We start from the raw sequence: 17,097 nt of genomic DNA on the forward strand, positions 1-17,097 counted from the left end.
TCACACGTGGGCCAGATCGGTGGTCCGCAGCGTGGCGAGTCCCTTGTGGACGTGCACCCGGGCGGTGGACTCCGCGCAGCCCATCAGGGCCGATATCGCCGCGTAGTCCAGGTCCAGGTAGAAACGCATCACAAGGGCCGCCCGCTGCTTTCGTGGCAGCGCGGCCAGGCGCGTCCAGAGGACGCTCCTTTCCGCACGGCTCGCGCTGCCGTCGTCCAGCGACCTCTCATGGGCGGTCATGTCCGCGGTGATCTTCTCCATCGCGCTCTTGCGGCGCCGCCACGACAGGAACTGCCGCAGCACCGCCTTTCGCACGTACGCGTCGGGATCACCGGCGTTGGACACGCGCTTCCACGAGCGGTGGCAGCGCGCCAGAGCCTCCTGGGTCAGGTCTTCGGCGAGATGCCGGTCCTGGCACAGCAGGTAGGCGAACCGCAGTAGTCCACTCCCACGTGCCCGGACGTATTCGTCGAATGAGCTCAAGGCGCGCTCCCCGTCTTCTTCGTTCCGCGCTGGCGCCACTGTCACGCGGTGGGGCGGCCGGAGTGTTTACCCGCGCACGGCCTTCAGCGCGGTCTCCACATCGGACTCGGTGTTGTACAGGTGGAACGAGAAGCGCATCCGCCCGTCCCGCTGCACCGCCACGACACCGGCCTCCCGCAACCGGCCGGGGACGTCCTCGGCGACCGGCACCGACACGATCGCCGAGTCGGACGCCGCCAGCCCCAGCCCCTCCCGGAACGCGTTGGCCAGCCCCAGGTTGTGCGCGTGGATCCGGTCCACACCGAGCGCGGCCAGCAGGTCCAGGGCGGGCGCGCCGCCGATGATCGCCGGCCAGATCGGGGACAGGTCGAAGCGCCGCGCGTCGGGCGCCAGCCGCAGCGGCGGCCCGTAGAGCGACTGCCACGGGTCGTCCCCGGCGTACCAGCCCGACTGGGTCGGCGTGACCCGCGCCAGCGCCTCCGGCGTGCCCCACAGGTAGGCGGTCCCGCGCGGGGCCAGCAGCCACTTGTACCCGGCGGCGATGACGTAGTCGAGATCGCCGACGGGCAGCGGCAGCCACCCGGCGGCCTGCGTGGCGTCCACCAGGATCCGCGTGCCGAACCGGGCCCGCGCCTCGGCGAGCGCGGCGAAGGGCGCGACCCGCCCGTCGGAGGACTGCGCGGCCGAGACGGCCACCATCGTCACGTCCCCGGTCAGCGAGTCGGCCAGCCGCTCCAGGGGGACCACGCGCACGGTCACCCCGCGCGCCCGCGCCACCAGGAACGGGAACAGCAGCGAGTTGAACTCCTCCTCGGCCGCCAGCACCACCGCGTCATCGGGCAGCGAGGCCGCCACGAGCCCGATCAGCGGCGAGGCGTGCGAACCCATCGCCACCTGATCGGCGGGCACCCCGATCAGCCGCGCGAAGTTCTCCCGGCAACCGGCGACGAGCGCGTCGACCGGCGGGACGGAGAACCGCCCGCCGCGCCGCTCGTTCTCATGCGCGGCCAGGGCCTCGCTCGCGGTGCGCGGAGCGAGGCCGTAGGTCGCGCTGTTCAGATAGACCGTCTCGGGAGTGAACAGGGCACGCGCTTCCTCGAACGTCATGGTCATTCCCCGGACGCTATCCCGTTCAGGCGCGCAGCCACACCCGCAGTGGCCCGGCGACGGCGAAACCGGCGGCGAGCGCGGGCGCCACGTCGTCCCCGGACTCGTAGCCGACCAGGGGCAGCTCACCGAAGAGCTCGCGCGCGGCGGCGATCGCGCCGGGCCAGGCGTCCCCGTGGACGTTCGACACCCCCACCACGTCACCGGTGCGGTTGAGGACCGCGCCGCCGCCGGGCGTCCGCACGATCCGGACCTCCGGCTCGGCCAGCAGCGCCGGGACGAACAGGCCGCTCGCCCCGCCCCAGCCCTCCTCCCACGCGGCGAGACCACCGTCGGTGTCCACGAGGCTCCACTCGGCCGCGGCCGACGGGCCCGGCTCACGCCGGATCCAGCTCGCCTCGAACAGCACCGAGAAGCCGTGCCCGGACAGGTCCAGGTCGGCGAAGGAGTCCTTCACCGAGGCCCCCGGACCGGCGTCGACGCCGTCCAGGACGGCCGCGGCCGACAGCCCGGGAACGAGGGTCACCGCGTCGGGGTAGTACAGCGGCGTCCGCACCGGACTGCGCCACACCCGCCCGTCCTCACTCGTGGCGATCCCGTGGGCGCGGCACATGGCAGCGCACCACGCGGCGTTGTTGCTGACATGGGTGTTGATCACGGGCGCATCATCGGCGACCGCCCACCCTTCCCGCCACCCCTTTCCCCGCGAGGTAGATTCGACCCGGTACCCGTACCCAGTATCCGAAAGGGGCGTCATGGAGACCGTCACGTACCAGGTCAACGGCATGACCTGCGGCCACTGCGAGAAGGCCGTCACCGAGGAGGTCGGCGCCATCGACGGGGTCGGCGAGGTCAAGGTCGACCTGACCAGCGGGCACGTCACCGTCACCGGCGAGGCCCTCGACGACGCCGCCGTCCGCGCCGCCGTCGACGAGGCCGGATACGAGCTCGCCGGGCGCGTCTGAGACATCTCTCACGGGCGCGGCGGGCCACGGCCGGCGGGAGTAGTCTCGCCGCGTCAGATCCCCGACCCCCGGGAGCACCCCCATGAGCGTCACCACAGTCCGCGCCTACGCCGCGCCCGCGCCGAAGGCCCCGCTGGAGCCGACGGACGTCCCGCGCCGCCCGCTCGGCCCCAATGACGTGCTCATCGAGATCAGGTACTCCGGGATCTGCCACAGCGACATCCACCAGGTCCGTGACGAGTGGGGCCGCGGCACCTACCCGATGGTCCCCGGCCACGAGATCGTCGGCGTGATCACCGAGATCGGCGCCGAGGTCACCCGCCACGCCGTCGGCGACCTCGCCGGTGTGGGCTGCTTCGTCGACTCCTGCCGCGAGTGCGAGGCCTGCCTGGCCGGACTCGACCAGTACTGCCGCAACGGCGTGGCCACCTACAACTCCACCGGACGCGACGGCGAGCCCACCTACGGCGGCTACAGCACCCACATCGTCGTCGACGCCGACCACGCCCTGCGCGTCCCCGCCGGACTCGACCTCGCCGCCGCCGCGCCCCTGCTCTGCGCCGGCATCACCCTCTACTCCCCGCTGCGGCACTGGAACGCCGGTCCCGGCAAGAAGGTCGCCATCGTCGGCCTCGGCGGACTCGGCCACGTCGGCGTCAAACTCGCCCGCGCCATGGGTGCCGAGGTCACCGTCCTGAGCCAGACCGACCGCAAGAAGGACGACGCCGCCCGCCTGGGCGCCGACCACTTCCGCGCCACCGCCGACGGCACCGTCTTCAAGGACCTGCGCGGCACCTTCGACCTCATCCTCAACACCGTCTCCGCCCCCGTCGACGTGAACGCCTACCTCGGCCTCCTCAAGATCAACGGGACCCTCGTCGCCCTCGGCCTGCCCCCCGAGCCGCTCCCGGTCAACATGGGCGCCCTCGTCGGCGGCCGCAAGAGCCTGGCCGGCTCGATGATCGGCGGCATCGCCGAGACCCAGGAGATGCTCGACTTCTGCGCCGAGCACGGCGTCGTCAGCGACATCGAACTCATCGCCGCCGACTACATCAACGAGGCCTACGAGCGCGTGATGGCCAGCGACGTCCGGTATCGATTCGTCATCGACACGGCCACGATCACCGCCTGAACCCAACCTCCCCTCCGGTCGCGGCGTCGTCACAGGCGACGCCGCGACAACGCGGCGTGCCACCCCCTCCGGGAGGAACCCGCATGAGGAACCGCTTATCGGCCCTGACGGCCGCGGCGACCCTGCTCGCGCTGATCGTCGCGCCCAACCCCGTCTCGGCCAGCTCACCCGAGTTACCCGACACCACCGCCCGCAACACGCCAGGCATCACCCTCATCACCGGTGACACCGTCCACGTCCTGCCCGGCGGCGGCATCGCCGTCCGGCGCGGACCCGGCCGCGACCGCGTCCACTACCGCCACTACACCCGCGACGGCGACACCTACGTCATCCCCGGCGACGCCGAGCGCCCACTCGCCAGAGGCCTCCTGGACGAACGCCTCTTCGACGTCACCGACCTCACCCGCCAGGGCTTCGGCGGAGAACCCGCCCTGCCCCTCATCATCGAGTCCGGAACCGCCACCGGACGCCACCTCACCAGCATCGACGCCGTCGCCGTCACCCCCGGCGACCCCGGCCGCTTCTGGACCGGGCTCACCGGCGACCACAAGATCTGGCTCGACGCGCGCTACACACCGGCGCTCGCCGAAAGCGTCCCGCAGGTCCGCGCCCCCGAGGCGTGGGCGGCCGGATACGACGGCACCGGCGTGACCGTGGCGGTCCTGGACACCGGCTACGACGCCGCGCACCCCGATCTCGCCGGGCGCGTCATCGAGGCGAGGGACTTCACCGGCTCGCCCGAGGGCACCGGCGACGCGGGCGGTCACGGGACGCACGTGGCCTCCACGATCGCCGGGACCGGCGCGGCCTCGAACGGGAAGTACCGGGGCGTCGCACCGGGGACCGGGCTGCTCATCGGCAAGGTCTGCGGAGCGGAGTACTGCCGCGAGAGCGACATCATCGCGGGGATGGAATGGGCGGCGCCACGCGCGCCCGTCATCAACATCAGCCTCGGCGGGGGCCGTCCCTCCGACGGAACCGACTCGCTCTCGACGGCGGTCAACGCGCTGAGCAAGTCCACCGGCACCCTGTTCGTGGTGGCCGCCGGGAACGAGGGCCCCAACAGCGAGGTGAGCGCACCGGCCGCCGCCGACCTGGCCCTGGCCGTCGGCAGCGTCGACAAGCGGGACCGGCTCAGCGTCTTCTCCAACCGCGACCGGATCACCGACCACGCGGTCAAACCCGAGATCACCGCCCCGGGCGAGGACATCACCGCGGCGCGCGCGGGAGGCGCCGGCGGACCCTACATCGCCCGATCCGGTACCTCGATGGCCGCGCCGCACGTCGCCGGGGCCGCCGCCCTGGTCCACCAGGCGCACCCCGACTGGGACGGGCAGCTGATCAAGGCCGCCCTCGTCGGTTCGGCGCAGCCGCTGCCCTACCCGGTGAACACCGTGGGCGCCGGACGGCTCGACGCCGCCCGGGCCGCCCTCCAGGACGTCCAGGCCACCGTCGCCACCATCGGCTTCGGCGTCCCGGGACCCGGCGACGGGCCGCTGACCCGCCGCGTCGGCTACGCCAACGGCACCGACGCGCCGGTCACCCTGTCGCTGTCCCTGACGGCCACCGCCGCCGACGGGACGCCCGCACCGGCCGGCCTTTTCACCCTCGACCAGGAGACCGCGACCGTCCCCGCCGGGGAGACCGTCCCGGCCTCGCTCACCCTCCACCCCCGCACCGGCCTCCCGCCGGGCGTCTATAGCGGCGTGGTCACCGCGACCAGCGGTGACACGGTGCTGCGGACCCCGTTCAGCACCTACGTCGAGCAGATGACCCACCAGGTCACCCTGCGCTACGAGGGCGGCGAACTCGACGGGTTCGGCGCGTGGCTCGTCGGCGACGACGGCACCCGGACCGAGGTCGAGGCCGACGGGGAGAGCACCGTGACCGCCCTGGTCCCCGAAGGCCACCAGGTCGTCATCGCCATGGGCTACCGCCTCTCGGAGGACGGTTTCGAGCACCTCACCTTCATGTCCGCCGACCTCTCGGTCACCGCCGACACCTCGTACACCTGGGACGCCGCCCGCGCGGTCGTCCAGTCCGTCGCCGTCGATCGCCCCGGAGGCACGATCCTGGAGGCGCACGGGCTCATGACCGTCACCCCGCCCGGTGGGCACACCGACGGATTCGGCATGTTCACCACCGGGGACGAGGAGATGCGCGTCATCCCCTCCGCCCCGATCCCCGGACTCACCTTCGGCTACAGCCCGACCGTCACCGGCCCCGGCTACGCCTACCACCTCATGTTCGAGACGACCGGACGCATGCCCGACACCGGCGCCCACCGCGTCCGCGACCGCGACCTGGCGATCGAGGAGAGCACCTACCACCGTGTCGGCGAACCCGAGACCGCGCTGAACCTCACCGCCGCGGCCACCCCCACCGGCGGCAACTTCGGGGTCTACACCGAACACCCGCTGCCCATGCGCCGCACCGAACTGTTCACCGCCGACCCGGCCGTCACCTGGCTCGCCTCCGATGACGTCTTCTACGGCGACGACGTCTTCGAGACGCGCGAGGGGCACCGCGAACGCGGACGCACCACCGTCAACTGGCACGCCGCACCGCTCGCCCCGATGGTCCCCACCGGCGGCGGCCTGGTGCGCGGGCCCGACGGCGTCACGGTGTCGGTGCCGCTGCTGGCCGGACCCGATCCCCGGATCCGCACCGGCCACTCCGGGCAGCTGGGCACGACCACCCTCTCCTGGCCCGGCGGAAGCGCGAGCTCCGAGGCGCCCTGCGTCCTGGACGCCCAGGTGCCACCCGGTGTCCGGGAGTTCACCCTGTCCTGCTCGGCCACCCGCGACCTGGCGGGCCTGCCGATCGGGACGGCCGCCAGCGCCACCTGGACCGTCCAGGCGCCCGAGGCCGGGCCCGCGCCCCTGATGTCGGTCGGCCTCACGTCCCCGCAGGTCGTGGACGGGACCGCCCCGGCGAACCGGCCGCAACTGCTCGTCCTCAAGGCGTCCCGGCAGTCGAGCGCGGTCACCACCGCCCTCACCCTGGAGACCTCCTACGACGGCGGCGCCACCTGGCGTCCCGTCCCCGTCGCGCGCCTGGGCGACACCGGGCTCGCCGTCCTGTTCCACCCCGGCGGCGAGCATCTCGTCTCGGTCCGCGTCACCGCGGCCGACTCCGGCGGCGGAACCTACACCGGCACCGTCATCGGCTCCTTCGCCGTCCGATAGCCGCCTCGCCCGCGGGGCCCGATGCTTGTCGGACCCCGCGGGTACCTTCGGGATCATGATGACCCTGCGCCGATACGCCGAGGGCGACTTCTGGCTCCTGGAAGCCAAGAACACCCCCGAGATGACCGCCAAGCTCGGCGGCCCGGAGACGCCCGAAAAGCTCGCCGACCGCCACCGCCGCTACACCGACCCCGACGGCTTCGCCGGTGGCGGCGGCATGTTCGTCGTCCTCGACGGCGGCGAGCCCGTCGGCACCGTCGGCTACTGGGTGCGCGAATGGCACGGCGAGCCGGTCTACGAGGCCGGGTGGGGCGTCCTGCCCACCCACCAGGGCAAGGGTTACGCCACCAGCGCGGCGAAACTCGCCGTCGAGCACGCCCGCGAGCACGGCGACCGCGCCTGGCTGCACGCCTACCCCAAGGTCGACCACCCCGCGTCCAACGCCATCTGCCGCAAGGCCGGTTTCGAGCTCATGGGCGAATGCGACTTCGAGTACCCCGTCGGCAACCCGATCGTGTGCAACGACTGGCGCGTCGCCGTCAAATAGCGCCCGCCAGCTCACCCCGCGACAGCACCCCGAGCTTCGGATACGCCTTGTACAGGTGGTACCCGACGGTGCGCGGGCTCAGGAACAGGGTCGCGGCGATGTCCTTGTTGGACAGTCCCTCGGCGGCCAGCCGGACGATCCGCGACTCCTGCGGGGTGAGCCCCGCCAGCGGGTCCGGCGCCGTCGACGGCACCGCCGCCCCCGTCGCGGTCAGCTCCTCCCGGGCGCGACGCGCCCACGGCTCGGCGCCCTGGCGCTCGAAGATCTCCAGCGCCGCCGTCAGCCGCTCCCGCGCGTCGCCCTTGCGCTTGGCCCGCCGCAGCCACTCCCCGTAGAGCAGCAGCGTCCGCGCCTCCTCACCGGCCCGCCGGTCCTTCCCATGCCAGTCCAGCGCCGCCAGATAGTGCGCCTCGGGCTCGCCCGCCAGCAGCGCCCGGCACCGCTCCACCAGAGCCCACGCCCACGCCCGGTCCACCGCGCCCGCCCACGCCTCGAAGAACGCCACCGCACCGGCCGCGCGCTCCGGCTCACCGAGCCGCACCGCCGCCTCGGCCAGGTCCGGCACCGCCCGCAGCATGCACAGCTCCGGCCGGTGGACGACGCCGTCCAGCTCCGCGAACGCCTCCCCGGGCCGCCCCGCGCCCAGGTGCAGCCGCGCCAGCCCGGCCCGCGCCCACGCCCCGCCCGGCTCGCCCGGCAGCCCGAAGACCAGCGCCGACAGCCGCCGGCACTCCTCCTCGCGCCCCTGGATCCCGGCCAGGTACGCGCCCAGTGCGGCGAACTGGCCCTCCCAGTGGCGCTGCCCGGTGTCGCGGGCCAGCCGCCGCGCCTCGTCCGCGCCCGCCCGGGCCTCCTCGTGGCGACCGGCGAAGACGTCGGCCTCGGCGAGGAAGAACAGCGCGGTCGGCAGCAGCCCCGCCGCGCCCTCGGCCCGGATCCGCTCCAGCAGCCCGGTGATGATCACCCGCGCCTCGGCGTCCTGGCCAGTCGTCAGCCCGATCCCGCACATGATCAGCAGCCGCGCCACCGCGATGTCCCCGGCCGCCGCGACCGCCTCCGGCAGCGAGCCGACCCGCCCGCGCAGGGCCGCCGAGACGAACTCCGCGTCGGCGCCCGGGACCCCCGCCAGCCGCTCGCCGAGCGCGGCCAGCGCGTCCTCGCCGCTGTACCAGGCCGCCATCAGCGCGCACATCAGCAGCGAGGCGGCCTCCGGTGGGGTGTCGGGCCGCGCGGTCTCCTCCATTGCCATCGCGAAGGACCGCGTGGAATCGCCGTTCAGCATCGCGATCGCGGCCCGGACCCCGGTCACCCGCGCCCGCACCTCCGGCGGGTACGGCGGCATCATCCGCGCCAGGTCGCCCTCGGCGATGTCGTGCCGCCCGGCGGCCAGGTCCAGCTCGGCCGCGCTCAGGTTCCGCCGGTTGGCCGCGTCCCGGTCGGGGGAGCGTTCGGCGGCGGCGATGTAGTAGGTGCGGGCGCTGGCCAGCGCGCCCCTCGCCGCGACGCGCCCGGCGGCGGCCTCCAGTTCGGCGGCCACGTCCTCGCGGTGACCGAGGTCGGCCATCCCGCGGTGGTAGGCGCGCTCGTCGGGATCGGTGGACACCTCGGCGATCGCGCGGTGCGCCTCGTGGTCCTCGGCGGCCGTGGACGGGATGGCGTGCCGCACCAGCGGATGCCGCAGCTCCATGCGGTCGGTGAGCAGCCCGGTCGCGCGGGCGGCGGCCAGGTTCGCCGGCCCCGCGCCCATCGCCTCGGCGGCGCGGGCGACGAGCTCGGGCCGGGCGCCGCGCGCGGCGACCAGCAGCACCAGCCGCGCCTCCTCGGGCACGGGCGTGGCGAAAACGCGCGCCAGGCGGCCCTTGAGCTCGATGGCGTCCTCACCGGTCACCACCCTCGGCAGCTCCAGCAGTGCCAGGGGGTTGCCGCGCGCCTCGGTCAGGACGCGGTAGCGCAGCCCGGGGGAGAGCTCGGCGTGCGCGTCCAGCAGCGCGGCGGCGTCCACGGGGGAGAGGCGCTCCAGGATCAGCTCGCCGAACCCGGCGGCGATGTCGGGCCGCTCGGTGGCCATCAGCAGCGCGACGTTCTCGGCGCTCATGCGCCGGACGGCGAACAGCAGCGCGGCGCTGGAGTCGGGGTCCCACCACTCGGCGTCGTCGACGACGATCAGCACCGGCCGCTCGGCCGCCGCCTCGGCCAGCAGCGTCAGCACCGCCAGCCCGATGAACATGGCCTCCGGGGGCGGCCCGGCCTCCAGCCCGAAGGCGACCGCGAGCGCGGTCCGCTGGGGCGCGGGCAGGCCGTCGAGGCCGCCCATGAGGTCGCGCAGCAGCATCGTCAGGCCCGAGTAGGGCAGCATCGCCTCGAACATCGCGCCCCGGCAGCGCAGCACCGTCGCCTCGGTGGCCCGCGCGACGGCGTGCTCGATCAGCGCGGTCTTGCCGATGCCGTCCTCGCCGCGGAGCACCAGGACGCGCCCGTGCTCACCGGCCAGGAACTCACCGATCGCCGCGACCTCCGCCGCCCGTCCGTACAGCATGATCGCAAAAGTACTTCGGCCCGGACCGCGTGCGCGGTCCGGGCCGTGAAGGGGTGGGGTGACTAGGCGGGGACCTTGTCCAGGAAGCCCAGGACGTTCTTGATCCGGCCGTCCTCGGCGATGGTGATCACGTCGAAGCCGATCACGATCGGCTCGGCGCCGGGCAGGCCCAGGTTCCAGGTGAAGCGGGCGACGTCGTGGTGGGCGTCGACGGGACCGAGGGTGAAGACCAGGCCCGCGAAGGCCTCCTGCACCCCGGCGATGCCCGCGTCGATCTGGTCGTGACCGGCCAGCTCGGCCATCGGGTCGACGTAGGTGCCCTCGGCGACCCAGGTCTCCTCGATGAGCTTGCGGCGGGCCCCGGCGTCGGTCTCGTTCCAGACGGCGATGTAGTTGGCGGCGACGGTCTCGGCGTTCACGCGGTTGTCGATCGACATCTTCGCTCCTCAGGGGGTGTTTCTCGCTGACAGGAACGAATCTACGGACGACGGAGAGGCGCGGAATCCGTCGCCGTATAGGTAATTCCGCGCCCCTCTTAGGTCATGCCGACGACCGCAGCACCAGCTGCGTCGGCAGCGTCACCGGCTCGACGGGCACCTCCCCCGACAGGATGCGCGTCATCATCCGCACCATCTCCCGCCCCAGCAGGGGAGAGGGCTGGTGGACGGTGGTCAGCGGCGGCTCGGCGTAGCGGGCCTGCTGGATGTCGTCGAAGCCGATCACCGCCACGTCGTCGGGCACGCGCCTGCCCTTGGCGCGCAGGGACGCCAGGGCGCCCACCGCCATCAGGTCCGAGCCGCAGAACACCGCGTCCAGGTCCGGCTCGTCGGCCAGCAGCGCGTGCATCGCGGCCTGCCCGCTGTCGCGGCTGAAGTCGCCGTAGGCGACGATGGCCCGCCGCCCGTGCTTTTGCACCGCCGCGCGGTACCCGGTGAGCCGGTCGACGCCGGCGTTCATGTCCTGCGGACCGGCGATCGTGGCGATGCGCCGGCGCCCGGCGCGGATGAGGTAGTCGACGGCCTTGTACGCGCCGCCGGTGTTGTCCACGTCCACATAGGACGTGTTCGCCGCGTACAGCGGGCGCCCGCCGCACACCACCGGCGGCCCCTGCGCGTTCAGGGCGGTGTACAGCGGGTCGTTCCCGTGATGGGAGACCAGCAGGACGCCGTCCACGTGCGCGCTGGTGTACCGCCGGACGCGGTCGCGCCCGGCGGCGGTGTCGGTGGTCAGCAGCACCAGCTGCTTGTCGGACAGCTCCAGCTCCGCCGAGACCCCGCGCACGATGTCGGCGAAGAACGGGTCGTCGCCGAAGACCTGCGCGGTCGACTCCGAGACCACCAGCGCGATGGAGTCGGTGCGCCGGGTGACCAGGCTGCGCGCGGCCGGGTTGGGCACGTAGCCGAGACTGTCGACCGCCGCGCGGACGGCGTCGCGCACCGCCGCCGAGACCCCCGCGCCGCCGTTGACGACGCGGGAGACGGTGGCGCGGGAGACCCCGGCCAGGCGCGCGACCTGTTCGAGTGTGGGACGCGACATCACGTGAGCCCGTTGGCCGCTATCACCGCCCGGTACCAGTCGGCGCTGGCCTTGGGCGTGCGGCGCTGCGTGGCGTAGTCCACGTGCACGAGCCCGAAGCGCCGGGTGTACCCGAAGGCCCACTCGAAGTTGTCCATGAGGGACCACGCGAAGTACCCGCGCAGGTCGACCCCCGCCTCGATCGCGGTGTGCGCGGCCCGCAGGTGCGCGTCGAGGTAGGCGATCCGGTCGGTGTCGCGCACCTGACCGTCCACGACGGACTGGTCGGCGTAGGCCGCCCCGTTCTCGGTGATCATCAACGGCAGGCCCGGGTAGTCGGCGGCGATCCGGGTGAGCAGGTCGGTCAGGCCCGTGGCGTCGACCCGCCAGTCCATCTCGGTGACCGGGCCGGTGGGCGCGGTGAAGTCCATGCCCTCACTGCCCGGATGCGCCGGCGAACCCGGCGCGCCCGGGCGCGTCCGCACCCACGTCGGCGTGTAGTAGTTGAGGCCCAGGACGTCCAGGGGCTGCCGGATGATCGCCCCGTCCCCGGCCTTCACGTACCACTGCGGCGTGAAGCGCTCGGCGAGGTTCACCATGTCGTCGGGGTACTCGCCGCGCAGCAGCGGCTCCAGGAAGATCCGGTTCTGCAGACCGTCGATCTGCCGGACGGCCGCCTCATCGTGCTCCGGGTAGGCCGAGCCCGCCCGGACCGCGGTGCAGTTGAGCGCGATGGACGTCGCGCCCGCGCCGTTGGCCGCGATCGCCTGCGCGGCCAGGCCGTGCCCGAGCAGCAGGTGGTGGACGGCGGCGAAGGCCTGCGCCGGGGCGGTGATCCCGGGCGCGTGATCACCGGAGGCGTACCCCAGGAACGCCGCGCACCACGGTTCGTTGATGGTGAACCAGGTGCGGACGCGGTCGCCCAGCCGTGCCGTCATCACGTCGGCGTACTCGCCGAAGCGCTCGGCGGTCTCCCGGGCGGCCCAGCCGCCGCGGTCCTGGAGGGCCTGCGGCAGGTCCCAGTGGTAGAGGGTCGCGACGGGCGCGATCCCGGCCGCGCACAGCTCGTCCACGAGCCGGTCGTAGAAGGCCAGGCCGCGGCTGCTGACCGGGCCCGAGCCCGAGGGCTGGATCCTCGGCCAGGCGATGGAGAAGCGGTAGGCGTTCAGGCCCAGACCCGCCATGAGCTTGACGTCCTCGCCGTAGCGGAGGTAGTGCTCGCAGGCCACCTCGCCGGTGTGGCCCTCGCTCACCGCGTCCGGAACCGCCGAGAACGTGTCCCATATGGACCGTCCCCGGCCGTCGTCGCCGGTGGCACCCTCCACCTGGTAGGCGGCCGTCGCCGCGCCCCACACGAACCCGTCGGGAAACCGCAGTCCGCTCATCCTCACACCCTCCCGCATAACGGATCGGCCACCGTGATCACTCTCCTGCAAGAACCATGAGAGCGCTCTCAAGAGCGTTGTGGAGGACCTGCGCCGATGTCAAGACCGGGTCCAGAAATCGGATGATAACCATTGGGTAACAAGCACTTGACATCAGTGATTGGCTTCACCACTCTTCGCTGAGAGCGCTCCCAATGGGGCGCTCGGGGAAGGGAACGCGCGCGACCATCCACAGTGGTCGCAGAGGAGGCACGACGGATGTCGAACATGAGGAAGCGCTGGCTGCTGGCCGCGGTGGCGGCGGTCAGCGTCCCGCTGGCCCTCTCGGCCTGCGGGAAGGCCGACAAGGGCGGGAGCGCCGACTGCGCCCCGTACGCCGACTTCGGCAAGCACGAGGACACCCAGGTCACGATGTACTCCACGGTCCGTGACGCCGAGGCCGACCAGCTGACGGCGACGTTCAAGGACTTCGAGGAGTGCACCGGGATCGAGATCAAGTACGAGGGCAACGGCGACTTCGAGGCCCAGATCGGCATCCGTGTGGACGGCGGCAACGCCCCCGACATCGCGGTGTTCCCGCAGCCCGGCCTGATGGCCAAGTTCGCCGGGAAGCTCAAGCCGGCCAGCGAGAAGCTGAAGTCGATCGTCACGGCCAACTACAGCAAGGACTGGCAGAACTACGGCACCGTCAACGGCACGCTGTACGGCACCTCCTTCGACGCCAACGTCAAGTCCTTCGTCTGGTACTCGCCGAAGCTGTTCAAGGAGAAGGGTTACGCCGTCCCGAAGACCTGGGCCGAGCTGATCACCCTGACCGACAAGATCAAGGCCGACGGCATCGCCACCCCGTGGTGCGCCGGCATCGAGTCCGGCGAGGCCACCGGCTGGCCGGCCACCGACTGGCTGGAGGACATGGTCCTGCGCACCGCCGGTCCGGAGACCTACGACAAGTGGGTCAAGCACGAGATCCCGTTCGACGACCCGGCCATCGCCACCGCGCTGGACCGCGTCGGCTCGATCCTGCGCAACCAGGACTACGTCGGCAAGGTCTCGGCCATCGCCACCACCTCCTTCCAGGCGGCGGGTCTGCCGATCCTGGAGAACAAGTGCGGTCTGCACCGCCAGGCGTCCTTCTACGCCGCGCAGTGGCCGCAGGGCACCAAGGTCGCCGAGGACGGCGACGTGTTCGCCTTCTACCTGCCCGGTGACGACGCCGCCAAGAAGCCGATCCTGGGCGCCGGCCAGTTCGTGACCGCGTTCACCGACCGGCCCGAGGTCGAGGCCGTCCGCCAGTACCTGGCCTCCGGTGTCTTCTTCAACGAGCGCATGAAGAAGGGCCCGTTCACCACGGCCAACAAGCAGGCCGACCCGAACAACGCCACCGACCCGGTCATCAAGCTGTCGATGCAGCTGCTGCGGGACGACACCGCCACCTTCCGCTTCGACGGCTCCGACCTGATGCCCGCCGAGGTCGGTTCCGCCAAGTTCTGGAAGGAGATGACCGCCTGGATCGCCGAGGGCAAGGACACCAAGGCGACCCTGGCCGCCATCGAGGCCGCCTGGCCGAAGTAACTAGCCGTACCGGATGCGTCCGCCCGGGTCCGCGCCGTTCCGCCCTCACCGGCGGCGCGGCGGCCCGGGCGGCCCCGTCCGGGGCGGATGGAGGTCTTGAGTGGATCAGATCGACATTCTCGATGAGCTGCCCAAGTTCGGTCAGCTCGGCATCGGCGTCGTCGCCTTCGTTCTCGTCGTCGGGTTCCTGCTGTTCCTGGTGGACCGCCTGCCCGGCTTCGACAAGGGGCGTTTCGCGGCGGCCGTCTTCCTCTTCCCGACCGTGCTGCTGCTGGCGGTCGGCCTGCTGTTCCCGGCCCTGCGGACGGTCTGGCTGTCCTTCTTCGACAAGGACGGCGAGAGCTTCGTCGGCGTGGCCAACTACACCTGGATGTTCAAGGACCCCGACATTCGCGGCGTCCTCGGCAACACCCTGATCTGGGTCATCGCGGTGCCGATCCTGTCGGCCGGCATCGGGCTGATCTACGCCATCATGATCGACCGCCTGAAGGTGGAGGCCCTCGCCAAGGCCCTGGTGTTCTTGCCGATGGGCATCTCCTTCGTCGGCGCGGGCATCATCTGGCGCTTCGTCTACGCCTACAAGCCCGAGGGCGAGGACCAGATCGGCCTGCTGAACCAGATCGTGGTCTGGCTCGGCGGCGAACCCCAGCAGTGGCTGCTGAATCCGCCGTGGAACACGTTCTTCCTGATCGTGGTCATGGTCTGGATCCAGACCGGTTTCGCCACCGTGGTCCTGTCGGCCTCGATCAAGGCCATCCCCACCGAGATCGTGGAGGCCGCCCGCCTCGACGGCGTCAACGCCTGGCAGATGTTCTGGCGGGTGACCGTCCCGTCGATCCGCCCGGCCATCGTCGTCGTCCTGGTGACGATGTCGATCGCGGCCCTGAAGCTGTTCGACCTGGTCCGCACCATGACCGCCGGCAACTTCAAGACCAGCGTCATCGCCAACGAGATGTACACCCAGGCGTTCCGGCTCCTCGACAAGGGCCACGGCGCCGCCCTAGCGGTGTTCCTGTTCGTACTGGTGACGCCGATCATCTTCTACCAGGTCCGCGCGATGCGGGCCCGCCGGGAGGAACGATGACGACCGCCACGGTCACCACCGACCAGCCCGAGCCGAAGGCCGAGAAAGGCCCCGGCCGCGCCGGCCGGGCCAAGAAACGCCTCACCGGCCGCACCGCGAGCCTCATCGCCCTGGTCATCGCCCTCCTCTGGACGACACCCACCTTCGGGCTCCTACTGTCGTCCTTCCGTCCGGAAGGCGAGATCAAGACCAACGGCTGGTGGAACTTCTTCACCGACCCCGCCTTCACCTTCGACAACTACACGCAGGTCCTGCTCTCGGACACCTCGTCGGGCCGCCTGGGCAGCTACTTCTTCAGTTCCCTGGTGATCACGATCCCCGCGGTCCTGTTCCCGGTGGCATTCGCGTCTTTCGCGGCCTACGCGCTGTCCTGGATCAGGTTCAAAGGACGCGACACTCTGTTCGTGCTGATCTTCGCCCTCCAGGTTGTCCCACTGCAGATGGCACTGGTGCCCCTGCTCCAGATGTTCCAAGCCTGGTTCGGCTTCGAGGACGAACAGAAGTTCATCCAGATCTGGTTCGCCCACACCTGCTTCGCCCTACCCTTCGCGGTGTTCCTCCTGCACAACTTCATGTCGGAACTCCCCGGAGACGTGATCGAAGCAGCCCGAGTCGACGGCGCCAACCACGGCACCATCTTCCGCAAGATCGTGCTCCCCCTGGTCACCCCGGCCCTGGCCTCGCTGACCATCTTCCAGTTCCTGTGGGTGTGGAACGACCTCCTGGTCGCCCTCGTCTTCGGAAACGGAAAAGAAACAGCCCCCATGACAGTCCGCCTGGCGGAACTCGCGGGCAGCAGAGGCGAGGAGTGGCAACGCCTGACGGCGGGCGCCTTCATCTCGATCGTGGTACCCCTGATCGTGTTCCTGGCACTCCAGCGCTACTTCGTGAGAGGCCTCCTCGCCGGATCGGTGAAGGGCTGACCCGAACGAAGAACGAAGCCCCCGCCGAAGAACCCGGCGGGGGCTTCGCCATGCAGGACGGACCGGACCGGACCGGACCGGACGCGATGAGATGGGATGGGCTCTAACCCGGGCAAGGTGACTGGCGGGCAACGGGGTCAAAACCCGGGCACGGACAGAAGCTCGTTGTTTTAGACCCGGGCAAGGTGACTGGCCCGCTACGGGGTCAGAACCCGGGTGGGGTCGAGAGCCTGTTGTTTTAGAGCTGGACCGAGACGGCCCGCAACCCGCGAACAAACCGCGACCCCGAGACCAGATCCGCTGAAGCTGTCTCGGGATAGGAGAGGATCCTCCCTCGGTCGGCCGGATGGTTCTTCGAACGAGGGTTCTCGGGGTGTCAAGCCGCGTTCTTTGGCTTGACACCCCGGGGTTCATCGTTCACCGTCGCAAAGGCCGAACGCGGGTGGAGCCTCCCGAGAGAGGTCCGGCGTCCAGGGGCCGCACCCCTGGTCGGGTCCCAGGGCTGAAAGCCCTGACCAGACGGCGACCGTGACATAGCCCCAGCACGGCGAATAGAGGACGGTCGATCCGCGGGGAAGAGAGACCAGAAGCGAGACGGCCCGAGCGGTGACAGAAGCGCGCCCGGCGGCTGAGGCTCGTTGGGGGCACGGGGCACGGGGC

14 protein-coding genes are annotated in these 17,097 nt (G+C 71.6%); 7 read left to right on the forward strand and 7 right to left on the reverse strand.

Annotated features, from left to right (window positions below):
* From QSK10_RS22255 to QSK10_RS22265, 3 genes are all read right to left on the reverse strand, one after another.
* Nucleotides 1-483 (reverse strand): SigE family RNA polymerase sigma factor, encoded by a 483-nt coding sequence (locus QSK10_RS22255; RefSeq protein WP_285664868.1) that lies wholly within the window; start codon nucleotides 481-483, stop codon nucleotides 1-3.
* Nucleotides 484-549: 66 nt separating this feature from the next.
* On the reverse strand, nucleotides 550-1,590 hold the full coding sequence (locus QSK10_RS22260; protein WP_285665402.1) for an aminotransferase class V-fold PLP-dependent enzyme: 1,041 nt from the start codon (nucleotides 1,588-1,590) through the stop codon (nucleotides 550-552).
* Between the two features lie 25 nt (nucleotides 1,591-1,615).
* Nucleotides 1,616-2,248: a hypothetical protein gene (locus QSK10_RS22265; protein WP_285664869.1), complete on the reverse strand. Its 633-nt coding sequence runs from the start codon at nucleotides 2,246-2,248 to the stop codon at nucleotides 1,616-1,618.
* Between the two features lie 97 nt (nucleotides 2,249-2,345).
* On the opposite strand from QSK10_RS22265, the gene QSK10_RS22270 reads away from it, so the two are divergent.
* From QSK10_RS22270 to QSK10_RS22285, 4 genes are all read left to right on the forward strand, one after another.
* A complete protein-coding gene (locus QSK10_RS22270) occupies nucleotides 2,346-2,555 on the forward strand; it encodes a heavy-metal-associated domain-containing protein (RefSeq protein ID WP_285664870.1) in 210 nt (69 codons plus the stop codon).
* Between the two features lie 82 nt (nucleotides 2,556-2,637).
* The gene (locus QSK10_RS22275; RefSeq protein ID WP_285664871.1) at nucleotides 2,638-3,687 is read left to right on the forward strand and encodes an NAD(P)-dependent alcohol dehydrogenase; all 1,050 of its coding nucleotides are present in this window, start codon (nucleotides 2,638-2,640) and stop codon (nucleotides 3,685-3,687) included.
* Between the two features lie 83 nt (nucleotides 3,688-3,770).
* Nucleotides 3,771-6,875 carry a S8 family peptidase gene (locus tag QSK10_RS22280; protein WP_285664872.1) on the forward strand — a complete coding sequence of 1,035 codons (3,105 nt, stop codon included), beginning with the start codon at nucleotides 3,771-3,773 and terminating at the stop codon, nucleotides 6,873-6,875.
* A gap of 55 nt (nucleotides 6,876-6,930) precedes the next feature.
* A complete protein-coding gene (locus QSK10_RS22285) occupies nucleotides 6,931-7,422 on the forward strand; it encodes a GNAT family N-acetyltransferase (RefSeq protein WP_285664873.1) in 492 nt (163 codons plus the stop codon).
* Here the strand turns inward: QSK10_RS22285 and QSK10_RS22290 are convergent.
* The 4 genes from QSK10_RS22290 to QSK10_RS22305 all read right to left on the reverse strand — a co-directional run bounded on the left by QSK10_RS22290 (nucleotide 7,415) and on the right by QSK10_RS22305 (nucleotide 12,858).
* On the reverse strand, nucleotides 7,415-9,958 hold the full coding sequence (locus QSK10_RS22290) for a helix-turn-helix transcriptional regulator (RefSeq protein WP_285664874.1): 2,544 nt from the start codon (nucleotides 9,956-9,958) through the stop codon (nucleotides 7,415-7,417). The genes QSK10_RS22285 and QSK10_RS22290 overlap by 8 nt on opposite strands.
* Before the next feature lie 62 nt (nucleotides 9,959-10,020).
* Nucleotides 10,021-10,395, reverse strand: coding sequence for a nuclear transport factor 2 family protein (locus QSK10_RS22295; RefSeq protein ID WP_285664875.1), 375 nt, complete (start codon nucleotides 10,393-10,395; stop codon nucleotides 10,021-10,023).
* Between the two features lie 103 nt (nucleotides 10,396-10,498).
* Complete coding sequence (locus tag QSK10_RS22300; RefSeq protein WP_285664876.1) at nucleotides 10,499-11,494, reverse strand: LacI family DNA-binding transcriptional regulator; 996 nt, start codon at nucleotides 11,492-11,494, stop codon at nucleotides 10,499-10,501.
* Nucleotides 11,494-12,858, reverse strand: coding sequence for a GH1 family beta-glucosidase (locus tag QSK10_RS22305; RefSeq protein WP_285664877.1), 1,365 nt, complete (start codon nucleotides 12,856-12,858; stop codon nucleotides 11,494-11,496). Before QSK10_RS22305 ends, QSK10_RS22300 begins: the two co-directional genes overlap by 1 nt.
* A 258-nt stretch (nucleotides 12,859-13,116) precedes the next feature.
* On the opposite strand from QSK10_RS22305, the gene QSK10_RS22310 reads away from it, so the two are divergent.
* The 3 genes from QSK10_RS22310 (at nucleotide 13,117) to QSK10_RS22320 (ending at nucleotide 16,437) form a co-directional block, all read left to right on the forward strand.
* On the forward strand, nucleotides 13,117-14,430 hold the full coding sequence (locus QSK10_RS22310) for an ABC transporter substrate-binding protein (protein ID WP_285664878.1): 1,314 nt from the start codon (nucleotides 13,117-13,119) through the stop codon (nucleotides 14,428-14,430).
* Nucleotides 14,431-14,530: 100 nt separating this feature from the next.
* Entirely contained in the window at nucleotides 14,531-15,514 is a 984-nt protein-coding gene (locus QSK10_RS22315) for a carbohydrate ABC transporter permease (protein WP_432705355.1), read from the forward strand.
* Nucleotides 15,511-16,437, forward strand: a complete 927-nt coding sequence (locus QSK10_RS22320) for a carbohydrate ABC transporter permease (RefSeq protein ID WP_285664879.1) — start codon at nucleotides 15,511-15,513, stop codon at nucleotides 16,435-16,437. The genes QSK10_RS22315 and QSK10_RS22320 overlap by 4 nt, the downstream gene beginning before the upstream one ends.
* The last annotated feature ends 660 nt before the right edge of the window (nucleotides 16,438-17,097 follow it).

The organism is Actinorhabdospora filicis, from assembly GCF_030269765.1.
Taxonomy (GTDB): domain Bacteria; phylum Actinomycetota; class Actinomycetes; order Mycobacteriales; family Micromonosporaceae; genus Actinorhabdospora; species Actinorhabdospora filicis.